The organism is Sphingomonas abaci (genome assembly GCF_014199625.1).
Classification (GTDB): domain Bacteria; phylum Pseudomonadota; class Alphaproteobacteria; order Sphingomonadales; family Sphingomonadaceae; genus Sphingomonas; species Sphingomonas abaci.
The window spans coordinates 1-16,795 of the sequence record NZ_JACHNY010000006.1 but is presented as its reverse complement, the minus strand read 5'-3'; the positions used below and the strand labels follow the sequence as shown (position 1 = coordinate 16,795).

The following is a 16,795-nucleotide window of genomic DNA, read 5'->3' as shown; positions in this document are numbered from 1 at the left end:
CGCGCCGCCCCGTCCGGATCACGGCTTACGGTCGAGGCGGACCCCGTAGAGTTCCATGCGATGGTCGACCAGGCGGAAGCCCATCCGCTCGGCGATGGCCTTTTGCAGCAGTTCCAGCTCGGGATCGACGAATTCCAGGACGTTGCCGGTCTCGACATCGATCAGGTGGTCATGATGCGCCTCGGGCGACGGTTCGTAGCGCGCGCGCCCGTCGCCGAAATCGTGGCGGTCAAGGATGCCGGCCTCCTCGAACAGCCGCACCGTGCGATAGACGGTGGCGATCGAGATGCCCTTGTCGATGGCGGAGGCGCGCTCATACACCTTCTCGACATCCGGATGGTCCTCCGCCTCGGACAGGACGCGGGCGATGATCCGGCGCTGTTCGGTGATGCGCAGCCCTTTTTGCTGGCACAGGGCTTCCAGGTCGATCTTGCGCGCCATCTTGTCACTCCTTGATGAGGACGCATTAGGCGCGTTCGCTTGTTGCGAAAAGAGGATACCGACTCGCAATAAGCTAGATGTACGAATCAGATGGCGCGCGAATAGGTGTGCGCGTCGAATGCCTCGCCGTCCCGGCCACGATAATAGGCGCGGCGTTCGCCTACTTTGGCGAAGCCCGACTGGCCGTAGAGCGCCAGCGCCGGATTGCCGGCCCGCACCTCCAGGTGCAGCGTCCTGACGCCCGCCCGCTCGCACTCGGCGATCACCGCGCCTAGCAACGTGCCGCCAATGCCGTGGCGCTGATGCGCCGGCGCGACTGCCAGCAACAGCAATTCCGCCTCGTCGGCGACGATCCGGGTCATGGCGAATCCGGCCGGCTGGTCGTCGACACAGGCGATCATCAGCGACACGCCCGGCATCGCCAATACGCCCAGGCACTGGCTGCGCGTCCAGGCCTCGCCGAAACGGGGATCGAAGGCGGCCGCCATCAGCTCGTCGACGATCCAGGCGTCGCGCGTGTCGCCAGGCCGCAGGGTGAGCATCCGGGTCGCCATCATTGCGGCAGCTTGGCGTCTGGCGCCCGCCCGTACAAGGGGCGGGGCGGCAGGTCGGCAAGCGCGGTCGGCAGCAACAGCACGTCCGCCGCATCGGGCAGCGCCGCGCGCCGATCGCCAACGAGCCCCTCCAGCCGGTGGACGCCGTTGCCGACCGCCGGCGCGTCGCCGATCAGCGCCGCTGCCTGGTCCGGTGGCAGGGACCGGACCTCGTCGAGCGGCGACAGCATGGCGTCGAAGCGCTGAAGGAACACTTCACCATGACCCGCTTCCAGCACGGCGGCGATGAACGCCCCGCCGGCCGGCAGGGGGCGGTCTCTCAAAGCGGCCGCCGCGACCAGCGCCAGCGAGGAGAAGCCCCCGACGCTGGCGCCCCAGCCCAGCTTCAGCCCGCGCGCCGCGGCGATGCCCACGCGCACGCCGGTGAAGCTGCCCGGCCCCACATCGACCAGCACCCGCTCGGCCCGGCCGCCCTCGGGCAGCTCGGCGATCATCGGCACCAGCCGCTCGGCATGGCCGCGCCCGACCACCGCATGACGCGCCGCCACCAGCCGCCCGTCCGCGACCAGCGCGACCGAACAGCTTTGGGTCGCGGTCTCGATCACCAGCGTCCGCATCGGTTCAGACCGGTCCGCTCATGCGATCCGGTTGAATGTCTCGAAGGCCGGGCGCGGCGACCGGCCGTGCAATGTGGCGGGGTCGCCATGCCCCAGCGTCGTGATGAAATTGGTCTTCACCGCGGGCTGGTCGGCGAAGAACGCCTTGTCCACCGCGCCGGCGTCGAAGCCCGACATCGGGCCGGTGTCCAGCCCCAACGCGCGCGCCGCCATGATCAGATACGCGCCCTGCAGGGTCGAGTTGCGGAAGGCGGACGCCTGGCGCAGCTCGGCGTTGCCGTCGAACCAGCTCTTCGCGTCGGTATGCGGGAACAGCACGGGCAGATGCTCGTGGAACTCCGTGTCCATCGCCACGATCACCGTCACCGGTGCCTTCAGCACCTTGTCGCGATTGCCCTCCGAACAGCAGGCGGCCAGCTTTGCCTTGGCCGCCTCCGACGTGCACCAGACGAAGCGGGCCGGCAACTGGTTGGCAGAGGTCGGGCCCATCTTGAGCAGGTCCCACAACGCGCGAAGGTCGTCATCCGACACTGGCTGATCGGTATAGTGATTGTAGCTGCGCGCTTCGAGGAAGAGCTGGTCGAGCGCGGCCTGGTCGAGCGTCGCCATCAGACCGCCCTCACTTCGGTCACTTCGGGGACATAGTGGCGCAGGAGCTGCTCGATGCCGTTCTTGAGCGTCGCCGAGGAGGAGGGGCAACCGGCGCAGGCGCCCTGCATCCGCAGATAGACCTTGCCCTTGTCGAAGCCGCGATAGACGATGTCGCCGCCGTCATTGGCCACCGCCGGGCGGACGCGCGTGTCGATCAGCTCGCGGATCTGCGCGACGATCTCCGCGTCGGCGGGGTCATCGGCGAAGCTCTCCGCCTCGGCCGGCACCGCGAAGTCGGCGCTGGCGCTGCGGAACAGCGGCATGTGCGCGGAGAAATGGTCGAGCAGGATCGACAATATGTCGGGCTTGGCGTCGCGCCAGTCCGCGCCCGGCGCGATCGTCACCGAGACGAAGTCGCGGCCGAAGAAGACGCCGGTGACGTCGCCCAGGCCGAACAGCGCCTCGGCCAGCGGGCTCGCCTCCGCTTCCTCGGGGGTGGCGAAATCGCGCGTGCCGGCGTCCATCACGACGCGGCCGGGCAGGAACTTGAGCGTCGCCGGGTTCGGCGTGGCTTCGGTTTCGATCAGCATGGGCGGCATGTGGCGCGCGCCGGCCGCCGGATCAAGCGCCGTGTCGGGAAACGCCGCGTTGCCGGGCTTGCACCGATCAGCCGCCGGTCAGCGCGCGGTAGGTATCGAGCACCGCCTGGTTGGCGGTGTCCCAGCGATACGCGGCGGCGCGGGCATGGCCGGCCCGGCCCATCGCGGCGCGCCTGGCCGGATCGGCGACGATCGCGGTGATGGCATCGGCATAGCCGGCGATGTCGCGCGGCTCGACCAGATAGCCCGTCTCGCCCGGCACGACCAGGTCGACCGCGCCGGTCGCGCGTGCGGCGACCACGGGAACGCCCGCCGCCATCGCCTCGGTGGTGACGTTGCCGAACGTCTCGGTGACGGAGGGGTTGAAGAACACGTCCATCGACGCGACCGCGCGGCCCAGATCGTCGCCGCTCTGGAAGCCGGCGAAGATCGCTTCGGGCGCCTGTTCGGCAAACCAGTCCTTCGCCGGCCCCTTGCCGACCACCAGCACCTTGTGCGGCACCCCGCGCTGGCGGAGCGCGGCGATCACGTCGGCGAACACGTCCAGCCCCTTTTCCTTGACCAGCCGCCCCAGGAACCCGACCGCCACGTCGCCATCCGCGATGCCAAGCGACCGCCGCCATGCCAGGCTGCGCCGGTCGGGGCGGAACCGGTCATGGTCGATCCCGCGCGACCAGATGCCGATCGGCGCGGCGACGCCCCATTGGTGCAGCAAGTCGATCATGCTGGGGCTGGGCACCAATACCCGGTCGAACTTGTCGTAGAAGCGCGTCATCAGCCGCACGAACAGCGGCTCGAGCGCACCGAGGCCATAATAGCGCGGATAGGTCTCGAAGCGTGTGTGGAAGGAGGCCACGGTGGCGATGCCGCGCCGCTTGGCCCAGCGCACCGCCGCATGGCCGAGCAGTTCGGGCGCGGAGACATGGACGATGTTCGGCACGAACGCCTCCAGATCCTGCGCGACCCGCCGGGGCAGGCCGCGTGCGATCCGATATTCGGCGCGCCCGAACGGCATCGGGATGGCGGGCACGTCGACCAGGTCACCGGTCGGCGCGAAGGCCGGCTTGGGCAGGGTCGGCGAATAGACGCGCACCGCGACGCCCGCCGCCAGCAGATAGCCGACCAAAAGGTTCAGCGACTGGTTGGCCCCGTCGCGCGTATAGTTGTAGTTGCCGCTGAAAAGGGCGACGCGAAGATCGGTGGCCTGCATGGACCGGGGGCCATAGCCGCGTGGGCGGCGAATGACCATAAGCCGTGGCGCAGGGCTTGGCGTTCCTGTCCTGTTCCCTTATGTCGCACCCATGGCCAAGATCCAGAAACGCTATGTCTGCCAGTCCTGCGGATCGGTGTCGCACCGCTGGCAGGGGCAATGCGTCGATTGCTCCTCCTGGAACACGCTGGTCGAGGAAGCCGGGACAAGCGCCACGCCGTTCGCCGCCAAGCACAACCTGCAGGGCGGGGGGCGGATGATCCTGATGAGCGGCCTCGACGCCGAGGTCGCGCTGCCCGAGCGGATGACGACCGGCATCGCCGAGCTCGACCGGGCGCTGGGCGGCGGTTTCGTCGAGGCGTCGGCGACGCTGATCGGCGGCGATCCCGGCATCGGCAAGTCGACCCTGCTGCTCCAGGCGGCGGCGCAGATGGCGATGCAGGGCAAGTCGGTCGCCTATGTCTCGGGCGAGGAGGCGGCGGATCAGGTACGGCTGCGCGCGCAGCGGCTGGGGCTGGGGTCCGCGCCGGTGCAGCTTGCGTCGGCCACCTCGACTCGCGACATCCTGACCACCCTGTCGTCCGGCACGCCGCCCGACCTGCTCATCATCGACTCGATCCAGACCATGCACAGCGATCTGATCGAGGGCGCGCCCGGCACTGTCAGCCAGGTACGGGCTTCCTCGCAGGAACTGATCCGCTTCGCCAAGGAGCGCGGCACCGCGTTGGTGCTGGTCGGCCATGTCACCAAGGATGGCAGCATCGCCGGTCCCCGCGTACTGGAGCATATGGTCGACACGGTGCTGGCCTTCGAGGGCGAGCGCAGCCATCAGTATCGCATCCTGCGCGCGATCAAGAACCGGTTCGGCGGGACGGACGAGATCGGCGTCTTCTCGATGCAGAGCGAGGGGCTGACCGAGGTCGGCAATCCGTCCGCCCTGTTCCTGACCCAGCGCGACGAGGGGGTGACGGGCGCGACCGTCTTCCCGGCGCTGGAGGGGACGCGGCCGGTGCTGGTCGAGATCCAGGCGCTGGTCGTGCGGCTGGCGAGCGGGGCGACGCCCCGCCGTGCGGTGGTCGGCTGGGACAGCGGGCGGCTGGCGATGATCCTGGCGGTGCTGGAGGCGCGGTGCGGCCTCAGCTTCTCGACGGCGGAAGTCTATCTGAACATCGCCGGCGGCTACCGCGTGCAGGACCCAGCGGCGGACCTAGCGGTGGCGGCGGCGCTGATCTCGGCCCTGTCCGAACGGCCGGTGCCGGCGGATGCGGTGGCGTTCGGCGAGGTGGCGCTGTCCGGCGAGGTGCGGCCGGTCGCGCATGGCCCGCTCCGGCTGAAGGAGGCGGGCAAGCTGGGGTTCGAGCGTGCGATGGTGCCGATCGCCATGGCGAAGGACGAGGGGCCGCTGCGCCTGTCGGGGTTCCGCACGCTGGGCCAGTTCGTTGACCATATGCTGGGCCGGGGCTAGTCGAAGGGCGAAGCCGCGCGGGCGCGGCGCTCGATCGTTCAGCGGAGACAGCGTGACCCAGCCAGCCGTCCTGATCCTAGAAGGCGAGGGGCCAGGCGCATGGCGCTGACCTCGCTGGACGTGATCGTGCTGCTCGCGGTCGGCGGCGCGGCGGTGCTGGGCGGCATCCGGGGCTTCGTCACCGAGGTGCTGTCGCTGTTCGCCTGGGTGGCGATCGTCGCGGCGCTGAAGCTGTTCCACATCCCGCTGGCGCAATCGCTGACCGGGGTGATTGGCACCGTGTCGGGCGCGGCGGTGCTGGCCTTCGCGATCATCGCGGGGGTGACCTATTTTGGCGGCAAGTTGGTCGCCCGGGCGATCGGGGCGCGCACCCGGACGTCGATCCTGGGACCGGTCGACCGCGCGCTGGGCTTCGGTTTCGGCGCGCTCAAGGGGCTTATCCTCGCCAGCCTCGTCTTCCTGCTTGCCGCCCTGGTGGTCGACACGGTCAGCGGCGGGCCGTCGCGCCGGCCGCTCTGGATGACGCAGAGCCGCACCTATCCGCTGCTCAACGCGACCAGCGCCGGCATCGCCGATTTCGTCGACCGCCGTCGCCGTGGCTTGCCAGTGTTCGGCGCGCGACCCAAGCCCGCCGCCGCCGAGCGAACGAGTACCGATCCATGACCGAGACGCTGTACAATACCGAGATCCTGCGGCTCGCCGCCTCCATCCCCCATCACGTGCGGCTCGCCGACCCGCAAGGGTCGGCCGAACGCCGCTCGCCGATCTGCGGCAGCCGGGTGACGGTCGACATCGACTTGGGCCCGGACGGCCGAGTCGCCGCGATCGGTGTGCTGGCGCGCGCCTGCGCGTTGGGGCAGGCCTCGACCGCGCTGCTCGCCCGCGCGGTGATCGGCCGCACGCCCGCCGAACTGGCGGCGGCGCGCGACGCCCTGACCGACTGGCTGGCGGCGGGGCAGGGCGATCCGCCCGCCTGGCCGGGCCTGGCGCTGTTCACGCCCGCCCTGGCCTATAGCGCGCGCCATCCCTCGATCCGCCTCGCCTTCGAGGCGGCGGCGGAGGCGGCGGCGCAGGCGCAGGCCAAGGCCACGGCGGTCGATGCATAACGACGTGTCGCTGCTGCGCGATGGCGCGATCCTGCTTGGGGTCGGCCTCGCCTTCGTGCTGGTGTTCCGCCGCCTGGGGCTGGGTGCGACGCTCGGCTATCTGGTCGCGGGGGCGGTCGTCGGCCCGCATGTGCTGGGGCTGGTCGACGGCGCGGAATCGAAGATGGGGATCGCCGAGCTTGGCATCACCCTGCTGCTGTTCATCGTCGGGCTGGAGCTGAACCCGTCGCGGCTCTGGCGGATGAAGCACGAGATCTTCGGGCTGGGCCTGCTCCAGGTGCTGGCCTGCGGGCTGGCGGTGACGGGCGTGGTGTGGCTGGCCGGATTCAGCGGCCCGGCCGCGCTGGCGCTCGGCCTGCCGCTGGCCCTGTCCTCCACCGCGCAGGTGCTGCCGATGCTGCAATCGGCGGGGCGGCTGCGCACGCCGTTCGGTGAGCGGACCTTCGCCATCCTGCTGTTCCAGGACCTGTCGATCGTCCCGCTGATTACCATCGTCGCCGCGCTCAGCCGCAATCCCGCCGACGCCCATGCACCGCCGGGCTGGCTGCTCGGCGTCTATACGTTGGTCGCGGTCGTGGGTCTGATCCTGGCCGGGCGTTTCCTGTTGCGGCCGCTGTTCCGGCTCATCGGCAATCTGGGCGAGCGCGAGATGTTCGTGTTCGCGGCGCTGTTCACGGTGATCGCCTCGGCGGCGGTGATGGAGTATTTCGGGCTGTCGACCGCGCTTGGCGCGTTCGTCGCGGGCGTGATGCTGGCGGACAGCCCCTATCGCCACGAGCTGGAGGCGGATGTCGATCCGTTCCGCTCGATCCTGCTCGGCCTGTTCTTCCTGGCGGTGGGGATGATGCTGGACCTGGGCGCGATCGCCGAGCGACCGGCCTTCGTCTTCGCGATGGCGGCGGCGCTGATCGCGACCAAGGCGGTGGTGATCGTCGGCATCGGCATGGCCTTTGGCATGACGTGGCGCAACGCGTTGGCGCTCGGCCTGCTGCTCAGCCAGGGTGGGGAGTTCGGCTTCGTGCTGTTCGCCCAGGCGCAGGACGGATTGCTCGTCGCGCCCGAGGCGGCAAGCCTGTTCGGCGCGATCGTCACCCTGTCCATGGCGACCACGCCGTTCCTGATAGGCGCGACCAAGCGGTTCCGCGAGGCCCCTGTCCAGCCGCGCCAGGCGCCCGACGGCCCGAAGACCGACGGCGCCAACGCCATCGTCGTCGGCTATGGCCGGTTCGGGCAGACGGTCGCGCAGATGCTGATCCTGCAGGACATCCCGGTGACGCTGATCGATCGCGACATCGAGATGATCGAGATCGCCGGCAGCTTCGGCGCGACCGTCTATTATGGCGACGGCACCCGGCTTGACCTGCTGCGCCAGGCCGGCGCGGCGGAGGCGGAGCTGATTCTATTCTGCATCGACGGCGACCAGCTCGAGCCGGACATGCTGGAGGGCGTCCATGCCGCCTTCCCGCAGGCCACTCTGTTCGTCCGTGCCTATGATCGGCGCGCGCTCATCAAGCTGCGCGACGCGCCGGTCGAATATGTGGTGCGCGAGGTGATGGGTTCGGCCATCGAGATGGGCCGCCGCGCGCTGAAGTCGCTGCGCGTCGATGGTGCGGCGATCGATCGGGCGGAGGAGGAATATCGCCACCGCGACCGGGAACGGCTGCGCGAGCAGCGCGCCACCGGCGACTTGCGCGCGGCGCTTGACCGGATCGTGACTCAGAAGGCGAGGGACTGATGCTGGGACTGTTCGCAGGGCTGGCGGGCGCGCTGGCGGTGGCGGCGGGCGCGTTCGGCGCGCATGGAGCGCAGGGCCAGGCGGCGGAATGGCTGCGCACCGGTGGGCAGTATCAGCTGATCCACGCCGTCGCCGCGCTCGTCGCGCTGCGGCTGGAGGCGCGGGGGCCGGGCTGGCTGTTCGTGGCGGGCGGAGCGATCTTCGCGTTGACGCTCTACGCCATGGCGCTGGGCGCGCCGCGCTGGCTGGGAGCGGTGACGCCGATCGGCGGGGCGATGCTGATCGGCGGCTGGCTGTGGCTGGCCTGGCGGCTGCGCGGCTAGGCGGGTGCGGGCGGAGCGTTCCGCACGCCCCCGGTGGCTTGATCAGGCGAAACGCGCCGCGACGCTGCGGCGGCGATAGCGGGTCGCCGCGCCGACCAGGCCGAAGCCGACCAGCATCAGCGCCCAGGTCGCGGGCTCGGGAATGGCGGCCACCGCGACGTTGGTGAAACCCAGGTCCTGGCTGATCGTATTGTTGGTCGCGATATTCGCGAACCTGATGACCGTGCTGGTCGACCGGACGACGAAGTCGAGCATCGCCATGCGCAGCGCGGTGCTGGTCGTCGCGAAGCTGTTCGTGGCCAGCACCAGCGCCGAGCCGGCATCCGCCGCACTGGCGGCGATCGACTGGTTGCCGTTCGAGATGACCGCATAGCTGAAGGTCAGTCGATAGGCGCCGCCCGCCAGGGTGGCGATGGTCTGCCACAGGTCGCCTTTCGGCCGGCTGTCGCCACCGTTGAAGACGGCGACTTTCGTGCCGTTCGTTCCGGACGTTATGCCGTAATAGGGCAGCGCCGCGACGTGCACATTGCCGCTGGCCGTCCAGCCAGTCAGGCCGTTGCTGAAATCGCCATTGGTGAAGAGCGCGGCCTGCGCCGGCATAGCCGGGGCAGCACTGAACACCACCGCCGAAGCGATGGACAGGATGTGATGGATCTTCATGATATTTCACCGCGTCACGCCCGGATCGGCCGACGCAGTGGGCCTACCGCCTATGACATGGCTGATACACGTCAATCATATTTGTCACATACCGACATGAGACATTCGCGTGATCAACGAAGGTCCGAAATGGCGGCCAGCACGCGTCCGACCCATTCCGGCCGGCAGATCAGGAGGTCGGGCAGCAGCGGGTCGGCGCAATTATAGACCAGCGGGCTGCCATCGATTCGCGACGCGTGGAGGCCGGCCGCCAGAGCGACGGCGGCAGGGGCGCAATTGTCCCATTCATATTGGCCGCCGTCATGCAGGTAGATGTCGGCGCGGCCATCGATCACCGCCATGGCCTTGGCCCCGGCCGAACCCATCGGCACCAATTCGGCATCCAGCGCCCGGCCGACCGCCAGCGCGATGTCGGGGCAGCGGCTGCGGCTGACCACCACGCGCGGACGGGGCGGCGCGGGCTCGGTGGCGGCGCGGGCATGGTCGGTGCACCAGACGCGGTCCAGCGCCGGCACCGCCACCGCGCCGAACGCCGGTCGGCCATCGACCGCGAGCCCGATATGCACCGCCCATTCGTCCAGCCCGCCGGCATATTCGCGCGTGCCGTCCAGGGGGTCGACGATCCAGACGCGGCTGGCGGCGCAGCGGCGGCGATCGTCCAGCGACTCCTCCGACAGGATGAAGTCGTCAGGCCGCGCCGCGGCCAGCCGCCGCAGGATCAGCGCATTGGCCTCTCGGTCGCCGCGATCGCCCAGCGCCTTGCCATCCTCGCGCGCCTCGGCCCGAATGGCGAGCAGCAGCGCACCGGCGTCGCGCGCGATGTCGGCGGCCAATCGGGTATCGTTCACAGTTCGTGGCTCCACACGCCGATGACATGTTCGACGATCCGCTCGGCGGCCGCTTCCGGCGTCTCCCGCAGCGTGTCGACGCGGATCTCCGGCCGGTCGGGTGCTTCATAGGGACTGGAGATGCCGGTGAAGTCTGCAATCTCGCCCGCCCGCGCCTTGGCATAAAGGCCTTTCACGTCGCGGCGCTCGGCCACGTCGAGCGGCGTGTCGATGAAGATCTCGACGAACTCGCCAGGCGGCAGCAGCCCGCGCACCATGTCGCGCTCGGCGCGGAACGGCGAGATGAAGGCGGTCAGCACGATCAAGCCGGCATCGGCCATCAGCCGCGCCACTTCGCCGATGCGGCGGATATTCTCGATCCGCCCCGCCTCGGAAAAGTCGAGGTCGCGGTTCAGGCCGTGGCGGATATTGTCGCCGTCGAGCAGGAAGCTGTGGCGGCCGAGCGCGTGCAGCTTCTTTTCGACCAGATTGGCGATGGTCGACTTGCCCGAGCCGGACAGGCCGGTGAACCACAGCACGCGGGGCGACTGGCCCTTCTGTGCGGCATGGGCCTCGCGCGTCACGTCGATCGACTGCCAATGGACGTTGCCGGCGCGGCGCAGCGGCTGGTCGATCATGCCGGCGGCCACGGTCGCGTTGGTCGCGCGGTCGATCAGGATGAATCCGCCCAGGTCCGTGCTATCCCGATAGGGTTCGAACACGATCGGCCGGTCGCAATAGACCTCCGCGACGCCGATATCGTTCAGCGCCAGCGTCGGCGCGGCGAGATGGCCCTGGGTATTGACGTCGACGACATGGCGCGGCGGCTGGACGGTCGCGTTGACCGTCTGCGTGCCGAGTTTCAGCCAATAGCCGCGTCCCGGCGCCAGCGGCTGGTCCGCCATCCATACGATGGTGGCCACGAACTGGTCGGCGACTTGCGGCGGATCGCCGGCGGCGGCCAGCACGTCGCCGCGCGAGCAATCCACCTCGTCCGCCAGCGTCAACGTCACCGATTCGCCCGCGGTGGCGGTCTGCCGCACGCCGTCCGGCCCCAGGATCGTGGCGATGGTGGTGATCCGGCCCGAGGGGACGACGCGCACCCGCTCGCCGACCGACACGGTGCCGGCGGCGATCTGTCCGGCGAATCCCCGGAAATCGAGATCGGGCCGGTTGACCCACTGCACCGACATCCGGAATGGCCACGACGCCTGACGCGCATCGTCGACCGGCAGCGCCTCCAGATGCGCGAGCAGGCTTGGTCCCGTATACCAGTCCATGGCGTCCGACGGGCCGGTGACGTTCGCGCCGGTCAGGCCGGACAGCGGGATGGCGGTGAATTCGTCGATCCCGATCGTGCTGGCGAAGCCGGCATAATCGGCGACGATCTGCGCGAACACGCCCTGGTCGTGGTCGACCAGGTCCATCTTGTTCACCGCCAGCACGATATGGCGGATGCCGACCAGATGGGCGAGATAGGAGTGGCGGCGCGTCTGGGTCAGGATGCCCTTTCGCGCGTCGATCAGGATCACGGCGGCGTCGGCGGTCGAGGCGCCGGTGACCATGTTGCGGGTATATTGCTCGTGGCCGGGCGTGTCGGCGACAATGAACTTGCGTTTTTCGGTCGAGAAGAAGCGATAGGCGACATCGATGGTGATGCCCTGCTCGCGCTCGGCGGCGAGGCCATCGACCAGCAGCGCGAAGTCGATGTTCGACCCTTGCGTGCCGACGCGCGCCGAATCCGCCTCCAGGGCGGCGAGCTGGTCGGCGAAGATCGCGCGACTGTCATAGAGAAGCCGGCCGATCAGCGTCGACTTGCCGTCGTCGACCGAGCCGCAGGTGATGAAGCGCAGCATCGACTTGGCGGCATGGCCGGCAAGATAGGCGTCGATATCCTCGGCGATCAGGTCGTCGGGGCGATAGGCGAGGTCGGACACGGCACCGGACATCAGAAATACCCCTCGCGCTTTTTCTTCTCCATGCTGGCGGCCTGGTCGTGGTCGATGGCGCGGCCCTGGCGTTCGGAGGTTGTGGTGAGCAGCATCTCCTGGATCACCGCCGACAGCGTGTCCGCCTCGCTCTCCACCGCGCCGGTCAGCGGATAGCAGCCGAGCGTACGGAAGCGGATCGAGCGTTCGACCGGCACCTCGCCGGGGCGCAGGCGGAAGCGCTCGTCATCGACCATCAGCAGCATACCGTCGCGCTCCACGGTGGGGCGCGGCGCGGCGAAATAGAGCGGCACGATCTCGATCCCCTCGGCCACGATATATTGCCAGATGTCGAGCTCGGTCCAGTTCGACAGCGGGAAGACGCGCAGGCTCTCGCCCTTGTGCAGCCGGGCATTGTAGAGGTGCCAGAGCTCGGGCCGCTGCGCCTTGGGATCCCAGCCGTGCGAGGCGGAGCGGAAGGAGAAGATGCGCTCCTTGGCGCGGCTCTTCTCCTCGTCGCGCCGCGCGCCGCCGAATGCCGCGTCGAAGCCGTGGAGGCTCAGCGCCTGTTTCAGCCCCTCGGTCTTCCACATGTCGGTATGGCGGCCGCCATGATCGAAGGGATTGATGCCCAGCGCCTCGGCTTCCGGATTGCGGTGGACGATCAGCCGCATCCCCGCGTTCTCCGCAGCCCGGTCGCGCAGGGCGTACATGGCGCGAAACTTCCACGTCGTGTCGACATGGAGCAGTGGGAAGGGCGGTCGGCCGGGCGCGAATGCCTTCTTGGCCAGGTGCAGCATCACCACCGAATCCTTGCCGATCGAATAGAGCATCACCGGGTTGGCCGCCTCGGCGACGACCTCGCGCAGGATGTGGATGCTTTCGGCTTCGAGCCGTTGAAGATGGGTGAGCCCGCTCATGACGGTGCCGATGTAATGATCGCACGCGCCGTGGCGACGAAGTTATCCTGTCACGCGCTCAAGTCGCTCCCGCTCGATCGAGTCGAGGATGCGCGCGCCGGCCATGAACACCGCGACCGGGCAGCAGGCGAACAGCAGCCAGCCGGCATAGCCGGGATATTGATGCAGGTACTGGACGCCGCGCTGCGTCGCCCCGACCGCCAGGCCGTAGATGACCAGAAAGGCCTCGAACTTGGTCTTGATGACGAACAGGCGGAGCAGCTTCTGGAACATGCCCGATGGTTACGCAAGACGCGCGCCAGTGGCGGAAAACCGTCGATCCCGGTTTAACGCACAGGGTTAACTGTCAATAAACCCGACAGCGCAGAAATCCGCCGTTGTTCCCCGCTTGTTCGGGAAAACGGGGCTCAAAATCGCCTCGGGAGCGCGGTGGATTGGAAAACCGCCATCGTCCCCGCATACCCCCAGGGGAGGGCGGCGTGAGCGAGGTGTACCCCACCCTAAAGCTGCCAGTGCCGCGTGCCGGCGAATGGATCGACTTCTTCGTCGCACCGATGAAGGCGCGCTTCTGTCTCTACTGGCGGATCAACGACGGTGATCGCGACGACCCTGACACGGTCCAGTTCGGCTTCATCTCCGCGCACAAGTCAGACAGCGCCGCTCGTGAAAAGATGCGTTGGCTGACGGGCGAGTATGCGCGTCAGGGGAGGGCGGCGTGACATGGCTCTACGTACCCTCAGCATCTGTGCCGGTGTCGGAGGACTTGACCTCGGAGTCCGCATCGCTCGACCCGACGCGCGCTGCGTCGCTTTCGTGGAGAGGGAAGCATCAGCCGCCGCAAGCCTGGTCGCGAGCATGGAAGCGGGGCGGCTTCATCCGGCTGCTATCTGGTCTGACCTGCGAACCTTCGACGCTGGCGAGTGGTGTGGCGCGGTGGATTGCGTCCTGTCGGGCGATCCCTGCCAAGGCAACAGCGTCGCCGGAAAGCGCCTCGGTGCCGACGATGACCGATGGCTGCTCGACCGCGCCATTGAGGTCTTCGACCAAAGCGGGGCTCACGCCTTCTTCCGCGAGAACGTACCGGGGAATCTCGCCGGGCAACTCGCCGTCGCTATCCCCGCACTGGAGCGATTGGGCTGTCGCGTTGCGGCTGGAATATTCAGCGCGGCCGAGGCCGGAGCGAGCCACCGACGCGAACGGTTCTTTATCTTGGCCGATCGTTCGCACCTCCGACACCAACGGGGCGGGAGTGCACGGAGACGGGGGCATGGATCTTCGCACGGCTACTGCCACTTGGGAGACGCCGAGCGTAGCAGTGACCGCCGGAACCAGGCTGACGCGAAGCGGGGATCGATCGTCGGAGTTGCTGCTCAGCGGGCAGGCAGTGGCGGTGTCGTCGCACTGGCCAACGCCGATGGCGGGCTCGGCCGGCACGGACACCTACAACGCAGCCGGCAACAGCGACTTCAGCCGCAAGGCGATGGAACTGGCGGCGGGCATCCGCGCCCTCGCTATGACCGACCTTTCGCTCCCGGACCGTCCGACCCCATCTGGGGAAAAATCATCCGAGACGCTCCGTCGCTTGAACCCGCTGTTTGTGGAGTGGCTCATGGGGTGGCCGGAAGGATTGAGCGGCTTCGACACTGCGGGAACGGCGTCGTGCCACTCGCCGCAGCCCTCGCTTGGGTGCGGCTGCATGGACTGCTGGCTGACGAGGCAGCGGGAGGCTCTTTCCGAGCTGCTGACGATCGCACCGCCAGCGCAGGGCAGTCTGCTGTGAGGGCCGCAGCATGACCACCGCAGGTATCCCGGACACTACCCAGGATGGACAAGTGCGCAGGCCGTTCCTGCACGGTTTAGGTGGCTCGATTGCCTGTCGGGTATTGAATGGTTGTTCCAACCGGCGTTGATGCATCATTGTAGACCTTAATATCTGTTCGATGATTAACGCCAAATATGTCGGTATATTCAGCGTAGCCGAAAACTACCAATCTAAGTTTACCTGTTCTATAAAGATGGTCGAGAAATGGCGTCCAGAGCGTTCCAAGACGCGGGTACGCGTGGCCCGATGCCCCTGGCGACAACGTCGAGGGCGTAGGGTTTGTGTTTTGAGCAGTAAGATTTATATCTTGGTCAAAAGTTTGATCAAACGTCGCATAGGTTACAATATCAAATTTGTAAGCTGGCGTCTGACCAAAGTTACGCATCTTTACGTTGCATCGAACATAAGCGCCAACCAATATATTTTCAAAGCCAATCGAATCTATCGAAACGTAAGCTCTAAGTTGCTGAGATGCAGTTCGTCGAGCGATCCGGTTTGCATCTAATGCCATGTAAAGGGCAGCAACAACAGCAATGGTGCTAAGTATACCGCTAATGCTAGCCCATTTTGCCCAGTTAGAACTGGTCTCTGCCGCAGATGCCGCCTTCCACTGAGCGCAAAGATCAGACTCTTCTCGGCTATGAGGCGTTATACATGGGGCGTGCACACCCTCTGAGTTGGTTTGGTTGCTGGCGTAATATGAAGGAAAAAGTGCCTGCGAAACCTTTGACGATTTGCCCCAAACCACCCCTAATCCTGCAGCTAACGCTATAGAAATAATAATTCCAATGACGGGAAACAGCCAATTTGGTGCTTCTTTTTCAGCATTGCCATTATGCACGATCTATAAACCATTTGAAAGATTTGACCCTTGTTCCTTTACGGTGAAACGGGTGTTCGGCCAAGACCTGTCATCAGGCTGCCAGCATTCCTTGGACAACCTGCAACGCCGCATACAGTAACCCCATGACCCCGATCCTTCTCGCCCTAGCCTAAACAGCCATGGATCAAGGGGAGTGGTGGGTTGCTGTGGGGGGGGTGACGTGCTCCCCTGGAATGTGACCGCGATGAGGTAGAGTCCGCCTCGACAGGAGAAGGACAGATGAAGCGGAGCAGGTTTTCGGACGAGCAGATCATCGCGATTGTGAAGGAGCAGGAGGCCGGCGCGAAGACGGCAGACGTGTGCCGCACGCACGGGATTAGCGACGCGACCTTTTACAAGTGGAAGGCCAAATATGGCGGCCTGGAGATATCTGAAGCTCGACGGTTGAAGGCGCTGGAGGACGAGAATGCGCGCCTGAAGCGGCTGCTGGCGGACGCCATGCTCGACAACGCGGCACTCAAGGAGATCGCGGGAAAAAACTGGTGACGCCCGACGCGGAGCGGCGGGCGGTCCATCTCATCCGCGAGAAGCTGAACCTGAGCGAGCGGCGCGCCTGCGACATCGTCGGCGTAGCGCGTCGGGTCGTCCGGTACGAGCCGGTGCGGTCCGACGACGGCACCCTGCGCCAGCGCCTGCGGGAACTGGCGACGGAACGTCGCCGGTTCGGCTATCGGCGACTAGGCTACCTCCTCGCCCGGGAGGGGCTGGCGCCCAACCACAAGAAGCTGCTGCGGATTTACCGCGAGGAAGGGCTGAAGGTGCGCCGGCGTGGCGGACGCAAGCGGGCGCTCGGCACGCGCGCACCGATGACGGTGCCGCAGGAGCCGAACCAGCGCTGGAGCCTCGACTTCGTATCAGACGCCTTCGTCTGCGGGCGGCGCTTCCGCATCCTGGCAGTGGTCGATGACTTCAGCCGGGAGTGCCTGGCCTTGGTGGCGGACACGTCGCTGTCCGGCGCCCGTGTCGCACGCGAGCTGACGGCGCTGCTTGGTGAGCGTGGCAAGCCGCTCCTGATTGTCAGCGACAACGTCCTATGTCGGGAAGCAGCGGCGGGTTTTGGCCAGCAGATATCCATGCGCCGACAATCATCGGCGCGGCATGCAATCTGAGCCAG

General features: G+C 67.3%; 19 protein-coding genes and 2 pseudogenes. 9 read left to right on the top strand and 12 right to left on the bottom strand.

Features of this window, described 5'->3' with window-relative positions; genetic code table 11:
- Positions 1–18: 18 nt before the first annotated feature.
- The 6 genes from GGQ96_RS13985 to GGQ96_RS13960 all read right to left on the bottom strand — a co-directional run bounded on the left by GGQ96_RS13985 (position 19) and on the right by GGQ96_RS13960 (position 4,012).
- On the bottom strand, positions 19–441 hold the full coding sequence (locus GGQ96_RS13985; protein WP_125994556.1) for a Fur family transcriptional regulator: 423 nt from the start codon (positions 439–441) through the stop codon (positions 19–21).
- Between the two features lie 86 nt (positions 442–527).
- Complete coding sequence (locus GGQ96_RS13980; RefSeq protein WP_184116264.1) at positions 528–995, bottom strand: GNAT family N-acetyltransferase; 468 nt, start codon at positions 993–995, stop codon at positions 528–530.
- Positions 995–1,612, bottom strand: a complete 618-nt coding sequence (tsaB, locus tag GGQ96_RS13975) for a tRNA (adenosine(37)-N6)-threonylcarbamoyltransferase complex dimerization subunit type 1 TsaB (RefSeq protein WP_184115849.1) — start codon at positions 1,610–1,612, stop codon at positions 995–997. The genes GGQ96_RS13980 and tsaB overlap by 1 nt, the downstream gene beginning before the upstream one ends.
- Positions 1,613–1,630: 18 nt before the next feature.
- A complete protein-coding gene (locus GGQ96_RS13970) occupies positions 1,631–2,221 on the bottom strand; it encodes a malonic semialdehyde reductase (RefSeq protein ID WP_184115847.1) in 591 nt (196 codons plus the stop codon).
- A complete protein-coding gene (locus GGQ96_RS13965; RefSeq protein ID WP_184115845.1) occupies positions 2,221–2,793 on the bottom strand; it encodes a NifU family protein in 573 nt (190 codons plus the stop codon). The genes GGQ96_RS13970 and GGQ96_RS13965 overlap by 1 nt, the downstream gene beginning before the upstream one ends.
- Positions 2,794–2,869: 76 nt before the next feature.
- Positions 2,870–4,012: a glycosyltransferase family 4 protein gene (locus GGQ96_RS13960; RefSeq protein ID WP_184115843.1), complete on the bottom strand. Its 1,143-nt coding sequence runs from the start codon at positions 4,010–4,012 to the stop codon at positions 2,870–2,872.
- 91 nt (positions 4,013–4,103) lie between these two features.
- On the opposite strand from GGQ96_RS13960, the gene radA reads away from it, so the two are divergent.
- The 5 genes from radA (at position 4,104) to GGQ96_RS13935 (ending at position 8,641) form a co-directional block, all read left to right on the top strand.
- Positions 4,104–5,477, top strand: a complete 1,374-nt coding sequence (gene radA, locus GGQ96_RS13955) for a DNA repair protein RadA (RefSeq protein WP_184115842.1) — start codon at positions 4,104–4,106, stop codon at positions 5,475–5,477.
- Positions 5,478–5,576: 99 nt separating this feature from the next.
- A complete protein-coding gene (locus GGQ96_RS13950) occupies positions 5,577–6,140 on the top strand; it encodes a CvpA family protein (protein ID WP_184115841.1) in 564 nt (187 codons plus the stop codon).
- Positions 6,137–6,583, top strand: a complete 447-nt coding sequence (locus tag GGQ96_RS13945) for an iron-sulfur cluster assembly scaffold protein (RefSeq protein WP_184115840.1) — start codon at positions 6,137–6,139, stop codon at positions 6,581–6,583. The genes GGQ96_RS13950 and GGQ96_RS13945 overlap by 4 nt, the downstream gene beginning before the upstream one ends.
- On the top strand, positions 6,576–8,318 hold the full coding sequence (locus GGQ96_RS13940) for a cation:proton antiporter domain-containing protein (RefSeq protein WP_184115839.1): 1,743 nt from the start codon (positions 6,576–6,578) through the stop codon (positions 8,316–8,318). The genes GGQ96_RS13945 and GGQ96_RS13940 overlap by 8 nt, the downstream gene beginning before the upstream one ends.
- The gene (locus tag GGQ96_RS13935; protein WP_184115838.1) at positions 8,318–8,641 is read left to right on the top strand and encodes a DUF423 domain-containing protein; all 324 of its coding nucleotides are present in this window, start codon (positions 8,318–8,320) and stop codon (positions 8,639–8,641) included. Before GGQ96_RS13940 ends, GGQ96_RS13935 begins: the two co-directional genes overlap by 1 nt.
- Positions 8,642–8,683: 42 nt before the next feature.
- Here the strand turns inward: GGQ96_RS13935 and GGQ96_RS13930 are convergent, their stop codons facing one another.
- The 5 genes from GGQ96_RS13930 to GGQ96_RS13910 form a co-directional block, all read right to left on the bottom strand.
- A complete protein-coding gene (locus GGQ96_RS13930; RefSeq protein ID WP_184115837.1) occupies positions 8,684–9,301 on the bottom strand; it encodes a PEPxxWA-CTERM sorting domain-containing protein in 618 nt (205 codons plus the stop codon).
- A 113-nt stretch (positions 9,302–9,414) separates the two neighbouring features.
- The gene (locus GGQ96_RS13925; RefSeq protein WP_184115835.1) at positions 9,415–10,149 is read right to left on the bottom strand and encodes an inositol monophosphatase family protein; all 735 of its coding nucleotides are present in this window, start codon (positions 10,147–10,149) and stop codon (positions 9,415–9,417) included.
- Entirely contained in the window at positions 10,146–12,077 is a 1,932-nt protein-coding gene (cysN, locus tag GGQ96_RS13920; RefSeq protein WP_184115833.1) for a sulfate adenylyltransferase subunit CysN, read from the bottom strand. The genes GGQ96_RS13925 and cysN overlap by 4 nt, the downstream gene beginning before the upstream one ends.
- Complete coding sequence (gene cysD / locus GGQ96_RS13915; protein WP_184115831.1) at positions 12,077–12,976, bottom strand: sulfate adenylyltransferase subunit CysD; 900 nt, start codon at positions 12,974–12,976, stop codon at positions 12,077–12,079. Before cysD ends, cysN begins: the two co-directional genes overlap by 1 nt.
- Positions 12,977–13,018: 42 nt before the next feature.
- Positions 13,019–13,249, bottom strand: coding sequence for a hypothetical protein (locus GGQ96_RS13910; protein ID WP_184115829.1), 231 nt, complete (start codon positions 13,247–13,249; stop codon positions 13,019–13,021).
- A 206-nt stretch (positions 13,250–13,455) separates the two neighbouring features.
- Between GGQ96_RS13910 and GGQ96_RS13905 the strand changes: the two genes are divergently transcribed.
- From GGQ96_RS13905 to GGQ96_RS21470, 3 genes and pseudogenes are all read left to right on the top strand, one after another.
- Positions 13,456–13,695: a hypothetical protein gene (locus GGQ96_RS13905; RefSeq protein ID WP_184115827.1), complete on the top strand. Its 240-nt coding sequence runs from the start codon at positions 13,456–13,458 to the stop codon at positions 13,693–13,695.
- Positions 13,670–14,149 (top strand): annotated as a pseudogene (locus tag GGQ96_RS21855) (DNA cytosine methyltransferase); the annotation flags it as partial. The gene GGQ96_RS13905 and the pseudogene GGQ96_RS21855, both read left to right, overlap by 26 nt.
- Before the next feature lie 94 nt (positions 14,150–14,243).
- A complete protein-coding gene (locus tag GGQ96_RS21470) occupies positions 14,244–14,756 on the top strand; it encodes a hypothetical protein (protein WP_246360598.1) in 513 nt (170 codons plus the stop codon).
- Between the two features lie 76 nt (positions 14,757–14,832).
- On the opposite strand, the gene GGQ96_RS13895 is transcribed toward GGQ96_RS21470, so the two are convergent.
- A complete protein-coding gene (locus tag GGQ96_RS13895; protein WP_184115823.1) occupies positions 14,833–15,639 on the bottom strand; it encodes a hypothetical protein in 807 nt (268 codons plus the stop codon).
- Positions 15,640–15,900: 261 nt separating this feature from the next.
- Here GGQ96_RS13895 and GGQ96_RS13890 point away from each other — a divergent pair.
- Positions 15,901–16,709 (top strand): annotated as a pseudogene (locus GGQ96_RS13890) (IS3 family transposase); the annotation flags it as partial.
- Positions 16,710–16,795: the final 86 nt, after the last annotated feature.

Excerpts from the sequence above, each read along its gene's own strand:
- GGQ96_RS13985 (WP_125994556.1), bottom strand. The coding sequence starts at position 441 with ATGGCGCGCAAGATCGACCTGGAAGCCCTGTGCCAGCAAAAAGGGCTG.
- GGQ96_RS13980 (WP_184116264.1), bottom strand. The coding sequence starts at position 995 with ATGGCGACCCGGATGCTCACCCTGCGGCCTGGCGACACGCGCGACGCC.
- tsaB (WP_184115849.1), bottom strand. The coding sequence starts at position 1,612 with ATGCGGACGCTGGTGATCGAGACCGCGACCCAAAGCTGTTCGGTCGCG.
- GGQ96_RS13970 (WP_184115847.1), bottom strand. The coding sequence starts at position 2,221 with ATGGCGACGCTCGACCAGGCCGCGCTCGACCAGCTCTTCCTCGAAGCG.
- GGQ96_RS13965 (WP_184115845.1), bottom strand. The coding sequence starts at position 2,793 with ATGCTGATCGAAACCGAAGCCACGCCGAACCCGGCGACGCTCAAGTTC.
- GGQ96_RS13960 (WP_184115843.1), bottom strand. The coding sequence starts at position 4,012 with ATGCAGGCCACCGATCTTCGCGTCGCCCTTTTCAGCGGCAACTACAAC.
- radA (WP_184115842.1), top strand. The coding sequence starts at position 4,104 with ATGGCCAAGATCCAGAAACGCTATGTCTGCCAGTCCTGCGGATCGGTG.
- GGQ96_RS13950 (WP_184115841.1), top strand. The coding sequence starts at position 5,577 with ATGGCGCTGACCTCGCTGGACGTGATCGTGCTGCTCGCGGTCGGCGGC.
- GGQ96_RS13945 (WP_184115840.1), top strand. The coding sequence starts at position 6,137 with ATGACCGAGACGCTGTACAATACCGAGATCCTGCGGCTCGCCGCCTCC.
- GGQ96_RS13940 (WP_184115839.1), top strand. The coding sequence starts at position 6,576 with ATGCATAACGACGTGTCGCTGCTGCGCGATGGCGCGATCCTGCTTGGG.
- GGQ96_RS13935 (WP_184115838.1), top strand. The coding sequence starts at position 8,318 with ATGCTGGGACTGTTCGCAGGGCTGGCGGGCGCGCTGGCGGTGGCGGCG.
- GGQ96_RS13930 (WP_184115837.1), bottom strand. The coding sequence starts at position 9,301 with ATGAAGATCCATCACATCCTGTCCATCGCTTCGGCGGTGGTGTTCAGT.
- cysN (WP_184115833.1), bottom strand. The coding sequence starts at position 12,077 with ATGTCCGGTGCCGTGTCCGACCTCGCCTATCGCCCCGACGACCTGATC.
- cysD (WP_184115831.1), bottom strand. The coding sequence starts at position 12,976 with ATGAGCGGGCTCACCCATCTTCAACGGCTCGAAGCCGAAAGCATCCAC.
- GGQ96_RS13910 (WP_184115829.1), bottom strand. The coding sequence starts at position 13,249 with ATGTTCCAGAAGCTGCTCCGCCTGTTCGTCATCAAGACCAAGTTCGAG.
- GGQ96_RS21470 (WP_246360598.1), top strand. The coding sequence starts at position 14,244 with ATGGATCTTCGCACGGCTACTGCCACTTGGGAGACGCCGAGCGTAGCA.